The sequence below is a fragment of the Mycobacterium sp. UM_Kg1 genome, assembly GCF_000972925.1.
Classification (GTDB): domain Bacteria; phylum Actinomycetota; class Actinomycetes; order Mycobacteriales; family Mycobacteriaceae; genus Mycobacterium; species Mycobacterium hiberniae.
Window position 1 is genome coordinate 1 of the sequence record NZ_JRMK01000159.1, and the last position, 7839, is coordinate 7839.

General features: G+C 67.8%; 9 protein-coding genes. 5 read left to right on the top strand and 4 right to left on the bottom strand.

The features are described 5' to 3' along the window. Together LI92_RS18165 and LI92_RS18170 are read left to right on the top strand one after the other, a co-directional pair. Positions 1-670 (top strand): DUF899 domain-containing protein (locus tag LI92_RS18165; RefSeq protein WP_286135184.1); only part of this gene is annotated, 670 nt, incomplete at its 5' end. A gap of 24 nt (positions 671-694) precedes the next feature. Continuing rightward, entirely contained in the window at positions 695-1084 is a 390-nt protein-coding gene (locus LI92_RS18170) for a VOC family protein (RefSeq protein WP_046321383.1), read from the top strand. Positions 1085-1151: 67 nt separating this feature from the next. Here the strand turns inward: LI92_RS18170 and ipdC are convergent, their stop codons facing one another. From ipdC to echA20, 4 genes are read right to left on the bottom strand one after another with little or no spacing between them, the layout of a single operon-like run. Beyond that, a complete protein-coding gene (ipdC, locus tag LI92_RS18175; RefSeq protein WP_046321390.1) occupies positions 1152-2222 on the bottom strand; it encodes a (3aS,4S,5R,7aS)-5-hydroxy-7a-methyl-1-oxo-octahydro-1H-indene-4-carboxyl-CoA dehydrogenase in 1071 nt (356 codons plus the stop codon). Beyond that, a complete protein-coding gene (gene ipdB, locus LI92_RS18180; RefSeq protein ID WP_046321391.1) occupies positions 2219-2971 on the bottom strand; it encodes a cholesterol ring-cleaving hydrolase subunit IpdB in 753 nt (250 codons plus the stop codon). Before ipdB ends, ipdC begins: the two co-directional genes overlap by 4 nt. Next, positions 2968-3864, bottom strand: coding sequence for a cholesterol ring-cleaving hydrolase subunit IpdA (ipdA, locus tag LI92_RS18185; protein ID WP_046321392.1), 897 nt, complete (start codon positions 3862-3864; stop codon positions 2968-2970). Before ipdA ends, ipdB begins: the two co-directional genes overlap by 4 nt. Before the next feature lie 49 nt (positions 3865-3913). Then, positions 3914-4669 carry a (7aS)-7a-methyl-1,5-dioxo-2,3,5,6,7,7a-hexahydro-1H-indene-carboxyl-CoA hydrolase gene (gene echA20 / locus LI92_RS18190; RefSeq protein WP_046321393.1) on the bottom strand — a complete coding sequence of 252 codons (756 nt, stop codon included), beginning with the start codon at positions 4667-4669 and terminating at the stop codon, positions 3914-3916. A 68-nt stretch (positions 4670-4737) separates the two neighbouring features. Here echA20 and LI92_RS18195 point away from each other — a divergent pair, with 68 nt between their 5' ends. The 3 genes from LI92_RS18195 to LI92_RS18205 all read left to right on the top strand — a co-directional run bounded on the left by LI92_RS18195 (position 4738) and on the right by LI92_RS18205 (position 7804). After that, a complete protein-coding gene (locus LI92_RS18195; RefSeq protein ID WP_046321395.1) occupies positions 4738-5514 on the top strand; it encodes an SDR family oxidoreductase in 777 nt (258 codons plus the stop codon). Between the two features lie 14 nt (positions 5515-5528). Further along, positions 5529-6434, top strand: coding sequence for an SDR family oxidoreductase (locus LI92_RS18200; protein WP_046321396.1), 906 nt, complete (start codon positions 5529-5531; stop codon positions 6432-6434). A 371-nt stretch (positions 6435-6805) separates the two neighbouring features. After that, complete coding sequence (locus LI92_RS18205; protein ID WP_152665545.1) at positions 6806-7804, top strand: fatty acid desaturase; 999 nt, start codon at positions 6806-6808, stop codon at positions 7802-7804. Positions 7805-7839: the final 35 nt, after the last annotated feature.

A 7839-nucleotide genomic window follows, 5' to 3' on the forward strand; every position in this document is an offset into this window, starting at 1 on the left:
GCCTCCGGTTGTGGACCAGCAGACTTGGCAGCGCGAACTGGATGCGTTGCGCGCCCGCGAGAAAGCGGCGACCCGCGAGCTGGACGCGATCGCCGCGCAGCGCCGCCGTCTGCCGATGGTCGCCATGGACGACTACGTGCTCGAGGGCGAAGGCGGGCCCGTCTGCCTGGCCGAGGTGTTCGAGGGCAAAGGTCAGCTGATCGTCTATCACCACATGTGGTCCCCGGGTCAGCAGTGGCAGTGCGCGGGATGCACCGGTTTCGCCTCGCAGTTCACCCGCCTCGAGTTTCTGGGCGCCTACGATGCGCGGTTCGTGATTGTCACGCAGGGGCCCATCGACGAGGCGATCGCCTACAAGCGGCGCGTCGGCAATCAGATGGCCTGGTACAGCACCGCCAACAGTTCGTTCGGCTCTGACGTCGGTGCACCGCCGGGTGGACAGTTCGCGGTGAATGTCTTTTTGCGGCAAGGCAATGCGGTGTATCGGACCTGGCATACCAACCGGCGCGGAACCGAACAGCTCGGCCACGTGTTCGCGTTGCTCGATGTGCTGCCCTACGGGCGCCAGGAAGAGTGGCAGGACTCACCCGACGGCTGGCCGCAGAGCCCCACCTACAGCCGGTGGGCGAGCTCGCCGGAACTCGCACAGCTCTATGGCGTCAGTTCGTAGTGTCCCCAACCGAAAAGGAGCAAGATGAGTACCGCCAAGATCGGCTTGAAGTCGATCAACCTCGTTTGTGTGCCCACCGTCGACCAGGACAAGGCCATCGCGTTCTACGAGTCGTTGGGCTTCGAGAAACGCACTGACATCCACATGGGCGACGGTTACCGGTGGGTCGAGGTCTACCCGCCGCAGGGGCTGGCGGGCATCGCGTTGGCTCCGCCGCCACCGGACAGTGGTTCCGTTGAGCCGGCCGACACCGGGATCACGCTGAACACCGACGACATCGATGCCGCACACGCCGGGATGCGGGAACTCGGAGTCGATGTCGACGCTGAGATCATGCGTCAGGGGGACCCCGTTCCGCCGATGTTCTTCTTCCGCGATCCGAGCGGACACTCGTTGTTGATGGTTGAGGCCTGATCAACGCGTTGCCCGCAGGACGATCGCGCGACGCCGGCCCTCGGGCCGGCGTCGCGCGATCGGGGGCTCAGGCGATGAAGGTGTTGGCCGCCCGCAGCTGCTCGACCGCGTCGTCGACGATCGAGGCGATCAGCTCCGCGCAGGACGGCAGGCTCTCCAGGATGCCGGCGACCTGGCCGGAGGCGAGCACGCCGGCTTCGGTGTTGCCCTCCACCAGGCCCGCTTTGAGCAGCATCGGGGTGTTGGCGGCCATCAGCACCTGCGACCAGGTCAGCTCTTTGCCGTGTCGCATGGCCAGCCCGTCTTTGACCATGGTGGGCCAGCTCATCTGCGACATTTTCTTGAACTTGGCGGCGTTGCGGATCGCGGCACTGAAACCGCGTACCCGAGAGCCGCTTTCGAGCTTGTCCACCAGCTCGGTGCGCAGCACTCGGTGCGGCATCCCGTCGACTCGGGTGGAGACCACGGTGCCGCTCAGGTCTGCGGCCAGGTAGCGCTGCTTGACCGCGTCCGGAACGGTGGAGTCGCTGGTCAGCAGGAATCGGGTGCCCATCGCGACGCCGGTGGCGCCGTAGGACAGCGCGGCGGCCAGGCCGCGGCCGTCGAAGAAGCCACCGGCGGCGATCACCTGCACTCCGGTACCGGCGACGGCGTCGAGCACCGAGGGCAGCAGCAGTGTGGTCGCCACCGGACCGGTGTGTCCACCTCCCTCGCCGCCCTGCACGATCACCGCATCGGCGCCCCAGGACGCCACCTTCTTGGCGTGCTTGGCCGCGCCCACCGACGGGATCACCACGGCGCCCGCCTCTTTGAGCTTGGCGATCAGCTCGGCCTTGGGGGCCAGCGCGAACGATGCCACCTTGACGCCTTCGCGGATCATCAGGTCCACCCGGTCGCCGGCGTCGGAGGCATCGGCGCGGATGTTCACCCCGAACGGCTTGTCCGTGGCTGCTTTGACCTTTGCGATCGCGGTGGCCAGCTCGTCGAGCGTCATGGTCGCCGAGGCGAGGATGCCCAGACCGCCGGCGTTGGCGGTTGCCGACACCAGCCGGGCGCCGGCCACCCAGCCCATACCGGTCTGCACGACCGGATGTTCGATGCCGACCAGTTCGGTCAGGGGAGTCTTGAGGCGGCTCATGCCCGCACTTCTTTGTCCCGCAGCGACTTCGGGTCGATCACCTCGCGGATCAGCTGCAGCTCCTCCGGGGACGGCAGCCGGGTGGCGGGGGCGTCGGCCAAACCGTGTACCTCGAACGCCGTGTTGTCGGCGACCTCGTCGGCGGTGACCCCGGGATGCAGTGAGACCGCGCGCATCTGGTGGTCGGGACCGCCGAAGTCGAACACCCCGAGGTTGGACACCACGCCGCCCAGGTTGAAGAAGCGGAACGCCGGGTTGTCCGGGTCCACCTTGTCGTAGCCGATGCCCGAGACGATGTCGACGGCCTCGCAGAACACCCGCGACGAGTGCGCACCCACCCAGTAGCTGGTGGTGTGGTTGATCGTGTTGCCCGGTGCGCCGCGCACCCCGAACATCTGCCGCGTCGGGTGCTGCAGCGGGCCGAACGCCGACAGATTCTGGTTGCCGTACCGGTCGATCTGGTTGGCGCCCATGATCACGTGGCGCCGGCCCCACGAGAGGGTTTCGAAGACCCGGTTGAACGGCATCCAGCCTTCCAGCGCACCGACTTTGCCGATCGCCGGGGTGTCGGCCAGGATGCGGGCCTCGCCGTCGGTGAGCACCAGGTCGGGGGAGAAGGTGAGGCGGGCGAGCCGAGCGCCGACCGTGGGAACGGTGGCCATGGGTGAGGCCATGATCTCGCCGGCGTCGCGGAACAGCTCGGCGCAGGCCACGGCGCAGATCTCCGCGCGAGTGGGTGAGTCGGTCATGCTTGGGCCTCCGCTCCGAATTTCTTCACCGCAGCCTGGTAGTCGTCCTCGCTGCCGGACAGGTAGGTGGCCTTGAACTCCGCCCAGGTCTCATCGGACTTGGCGGCCTCGGCGTAGTGTCGCTGGAACTTCTCGTCCCGGCCGTAATCCGCTGCGCCGAGGGTGAAGTGGGCGCCGCCGGGGGCTTCCACAACTTTGTCCACCATCATCCGGTTGATCAGCTGGGTCTGGGGTGACGTGCTGGCGATCAGTTCCTCGGTGGGCACGATCTTCTCGACCGACAGGAAGCGGCGCTGCGCCGACATCAGGAACAGGTCGTCGAAGTACGGATCGATCCCGGTGTAGGCGGCGTTGCCGCGCTCGTCGCCGATGTTCATGTGCACGAAAGCGGCGTCGAGGTTCAGCGCCGGCATTGCGATCAGCGTCTCGTGACCACCCCCGTCTGCAGCCGAGACGGGGTAGGGGGAGGTGACGGTCTTGAGCTCGCCCTCCCAGAAGTCGACCACGGAGCTGCCCAGGCCGGCGCGGATCGGCAGGAAGGGCAGTCGCTGGGCGGCGGCCTGCAGCCCACAGCGCAGCATGCCCTCGTCCATCTCCCGGGCCTCGATCGCGCCGGTGGTGCGGGCGCGGGAGAACCACGGGTCGTAGAACGGCGGCGAGTCCAGCGAGACAAAGCCGTAGTAGACCCGGCGGACCTTGCCCGCCGAGCACAGCAGCCCCAGATCCGGGCCGCCGTAGCTCACCACGGTCAGGTCCTTGACGTCCGTGCGCAAGATGGCGCGGACGAACGCCATCGGCTTGCGGCGCGAGCCCCAGCCGCCGATACCGATCGTCATGCCGTCGCGCAGCTCGGCGACGGCGTCGTCGAGGGTGGTGACCTTATTCGTGCTCATCGGGTGACGCTCCTCCTCATCGCTGGGCTCTGCATCGTCGCGCCACGCATCACTTCTTCCCCTTCTCGGTGCCGGCGAACTCGTCGCGGTGCTCGTCGGCGACACCGGAGAGGTTGAGCTCAAAGGTGAAGCCCTGCTCCATGCGGTAGCTGGAGTTGACCTTCTGCACGTCGATGAGGTTGAGGGCCTCCTTGGCGGCCCGGATCACCCGGGTGTCCTTGGCGGCGATGTCGCGGGCCACCCGCAGCGCAGCCTCGTCGAGCTCGGCGCGCGGAACCACCTCATGCACCGAGCCGTACCGGTGCAAGGTGGCCGCGTCCACTGTTGCCGCGGTGTAGAACAGTCGGCGCATCATGTGCTGCGGTACCAGCCGGGACAGGTGGGTGGCCGCGCCCAGTGCGCCGCGCTCCACCTCGGGCAGTCCGAACTTGGCGTCGTCGGAGGCCACGATCACGTCGGCGTTGCCGACCAGGCCGATGCCGCCGCCGACGCAGAAGCCGTTGACCGCGGCGATCACCGGCACGGCGCATTCGTAGACGGCCTTGAACGCCGCGAAGCAACCCCGGTTCGCGTCGATCAGGGCGGTGAAGCCCTCGGTGTTCTGCATTTCTTTGATGTCGACGCCGGCGTTGAATCCGCGGCCCTCGGCCCGCAGGATGACCGCGTGGGTGGACATGTCCTTGCCCGCCGCGGTGATGACGTCGCCCAGCTCGAACCAGGCGCGCGACGGCAGTGCGTTGACCGGCGGGTAGTCGACGGTGACCGCGACGATCCCCGGCTCGACGGTGGTGGATGTGATCGGCATGGGCGGATTTCCCTGTCGTATTGGGGTCTTGGATACCTAAGCAAGCACTTGCTTGGTACGCTAGCACAATGTCTGATCCAAGTCCCTCGTCCATCTCGCTCGGTCTGACCGGGAAGGTCGTCCTGGTGACCGGCGGGGTGCGCGGCGTCGGCGCGGGTATCAGCGCCGTCTTCGCCGGCCAGGGTGCGACCGTGGTGACCTGCGCGCGGCGCCCGGTGGACGGCCTGCCCTATGAGTTCCATTCGTGCGACGTGCGTGACGACGACGCGGTCAAGGCGCTGATCGAGACGGTCGCCGGCCGACACGGTCGAATCGACGTGGTGGTCAACAATGCCGGCGGGTCGCCGCACGCGCCGGCCGCCCAGGCGTCGGCGAACTTCAGCCGCAAGATCATCGAGCTCAACCTGTTGGGGCCGCTGCAGGTCGCCCAGCACGCCAATGCCGTCATGCAGACCCAGGCGGCAGGCGGCTCCATCATCAACATCACCAGCGTCAGCGGGCACCGCCCGTCTCCCGGCTCGGCGGCCTACAGTGCCGCCAAGGCCGGACTGGACAACCTGACCGCCACTCTGGCTGTCGAGTGGGCCCCCAAGGTGCGGGTCAACTCGGTGGTGGTCGGCATGGTCGAGACCGAGCAGTCCGACCTGTTCTACGGCGACGCGGAGTCGATCGCCGCAATCTCGGCCACCGTGCCGCTGGGCAGGCTCGCCAAGCCCGCCGATGTCGGCTGGGCGGCTGCCTTCTTGTCGTCCGACGCCGCTTCCTACATCAGCGGCGCCACGCTGGAAACCCACGGCGGCGGGGAGCCGCCGGTCTACCTGGACGTTACGAGCGCCAACAAATAAAGGAGAGAACGCAGATGGGACTTCTCGACGGCCGCGTGGTCATCGTCACCGGAGCGGGCGGGGGGATCGGCCGGGCGCATGCGCTCGCCTTTGCCGCCGAGGGCGCCCGGGTGGTGGTCAACGACATCGGGGTGGGCCTGGACGGCTCGCCGGCCGGCGGGGGTAGCGCTGCCCAGGGCGTGGTCGACGAGATCGTCGCAGCCGGCGGGGAGGCCGTCGCCAACGGTTCGAACGTGGCCGACTGGGAGCAGTCCGCGGCGCTTATCCAAACCGCGGTGGACCACTTCGGTGGGCTCGACGTCCTGGTCAACAACGCCGGCATTGTGCGGGACCGGATGTTCGCCAACACCAGCGAGGAGGAGTTCGACGCCGTCGTCGCAGTGCACCTCAAGGGCCACTTCGCCACCATGCGGCACGCCGCGGCCTACTGGCGGGCGCGCTCCAAGGCCGGCGAAACGGTGGACGCCCGCATCATCAACACCAGTTCCGGCGCCGGCCTGCAGGGCAGCGTCGGCCAGGCCAACTACTCGGCCGCCAAGGCCGGTATCGCCGCGATGACCCTGGTCGCCGCGGCCGAGATGGGCCGCTACGGCGTCACGGTCAATGCGATCGCCCCGTCGGCACGCACCCGTATGACCGAGACCGTCTTCGCCGACATGATGGCGACCCAGGGCCAGGACTTCGACGCGATGGCGCCGGAGAACGTGAGCCCGCTGGTGGTGTGGCTGGGCAGTGTCGAGTCACGGGATGTGACCGGGAAGGGGTTCGAGGTCGAAGGCGGCAAGATCCGGGTGGCCGAGGGCTGGGCGCACGGCCCGCAAGCAGACAAGGGCGCTCGCTGGGATCCGGCCGAGTTGGGGCCGGTCGTCACCGACCTGCTGGCTCAGTCGCGGCCTCCGGTACCGGTGTACGGAGCCTGACGGCTTCGTCCGGTCCGACGACGGTGGCAGTCGCCGCCATCCCGCATAAGTAAGTCCTTGCTGATCGTGGGGGCGCTCGCCACGTACGTCGGGCCCCGGAGCCGGGTCGTCCGGTTCGGCGCCGCCGGCCGGCAAAGTGGCCGGTGCCTACCTTCGGTCACGGATCGAGGAGGGTGGGCCCGATCCGCCCACAGGCGTCCTGACCAGCTTTCGATCATCGACCAGCGGGTTTATACGGTGGCGTCAATAATGTGATAAACACGTTGCCGGACAACGGACTATTGGCGGTCGCGCCGCCTCGACAGTCGCGGTAATCTTTCAGCTGCTCTTAAAAGTTTCCCAGGTTCGTTGGCGCTCGCATTGGAGGTCTCGTGTGGTTGGTTGAGGTGCCGGGCAAGTCGCGCGCGGCATCACGGCCACGACATCCGCATCCCGGGGAGGGCATGCCCACCTTCGCCTGGCCGACCTTCTGGCTCGCGGTCGGCGCTGTGACCGTCTTCGCCGGGGTCGCCGTCGGGGCGGCCCGCGGAACTCTGCCGCCCTGGGTCGTGATCCCCCTGAGCACCGCGGTCACCTACGTGATGTTCTCGGTGGCGCACGAAGCACTGCACCGCTCCTTCTGCGCGGTGCGCTGGGTCAACACCGTGGTCGGCCGCCTGGCCTGGCTGTTCGTGTCACCGTCGTTCTCGCTGCCCTCCTTCGGCTACGTCCACGGCGAGCATCACCGCCACACCAACGATCCCGAGCGCGATCCCGATGTGTTCGCCACCCACGCACCGACCTGGCAGTTGCCCTTCCGCTGGGCGCTGATCGATGTCTTCTACGCGGCGTGGTACACCCGCAAGCTGCGGCAGCGCATACGCCATTCCTGGCGGCGACCGGTTGCCGAAGTCGCCGAGACGTCGGTGGTGTTGCTCCTGACGGTCGCACTGATCGTGGGCGCGATGCTGACCGATCACCTCTGGCTGCTTGCCGAGGTCGTGCTGATTCCGCAACGGCTCGGCCTGTTCATCATCGGCTGGGCCTTCGATTGGCTGCCGCACCACGGGATCGACATCACGCAGCGCCAGGATCGGTATCGCGCCAGCCGGCTGCGGGTCGGGATGGAATGGCTGCTGGCTCCGCTGATGCTGTCGCAGAACTATCACCTGATCCATCACCTACACCCCTGGCTGCCGTTCTACCGGTACCTGGCGGCCTGGCGCCGCAACGAGGAGCTCTACCTCGAACACGGTGCCGCCGTCACCACCCTTCTGGGTCGGGAGTTGAACCCCGAGGAAACCCGGCACTGGAAACGGTGGCAATTCGTCGAGCCCGAGCTGGAGCCCGAGCCCGAGCTGGAGCCCGAACCCGAGCCCCGGGTCGCCTGAGACGCCGCGCGGCCGGCTGCCTGTCTCTTATACAC

Coding starts and splice junctions, on each gene's coding strand:
- LI92_RS18170 (WP_046321383.1), top strand. CDS start 695: ATGAGTACCGCCAAGATCGGCTTGAAGTCGATCAACCTCGTTTGTGTG.
- ipdC (WP_046321390.1), bottom strand. CDS start 2,222: ATGAGCCGCCTCAAGACTCCCCTGACCGAACTGGTCGGCATCGAACAT.
- ipdB (WP_046321391.1), bottom strand. CDS start 2,971: ATGACCGACTCACCCACTCGCGCGGAGATCTGCGCCGTGGCCTGCGCC.
- ipdA (WP_046321392.1), bottom strand. CDS start 3,864: ATGAGCACGAATAAGGTCACCACCCTCGACGACGCCGTCGCCGAGCTG.
- echA20 (WP_046321393.1), bottom strand. CDS start 4,669: ATGCCGATCACATCCACCACCGTCGAGCCGGGGATCGTCGCGGTCACC.
- LI92_RS18195 (WP_046321395.1), top strand. CDS start 4,738: ATGTCTGATCCAAGTCCCTCGTCCATCTCGCTCGGTCTGACCGGGAAG.
- LI92_RS18200 (WP_046321396.1), top strand. CDS start 5,529: ATGGGACTTCTCGACGGCCGCGTGGTCATCGTCACCGGAGCGGGCGGG.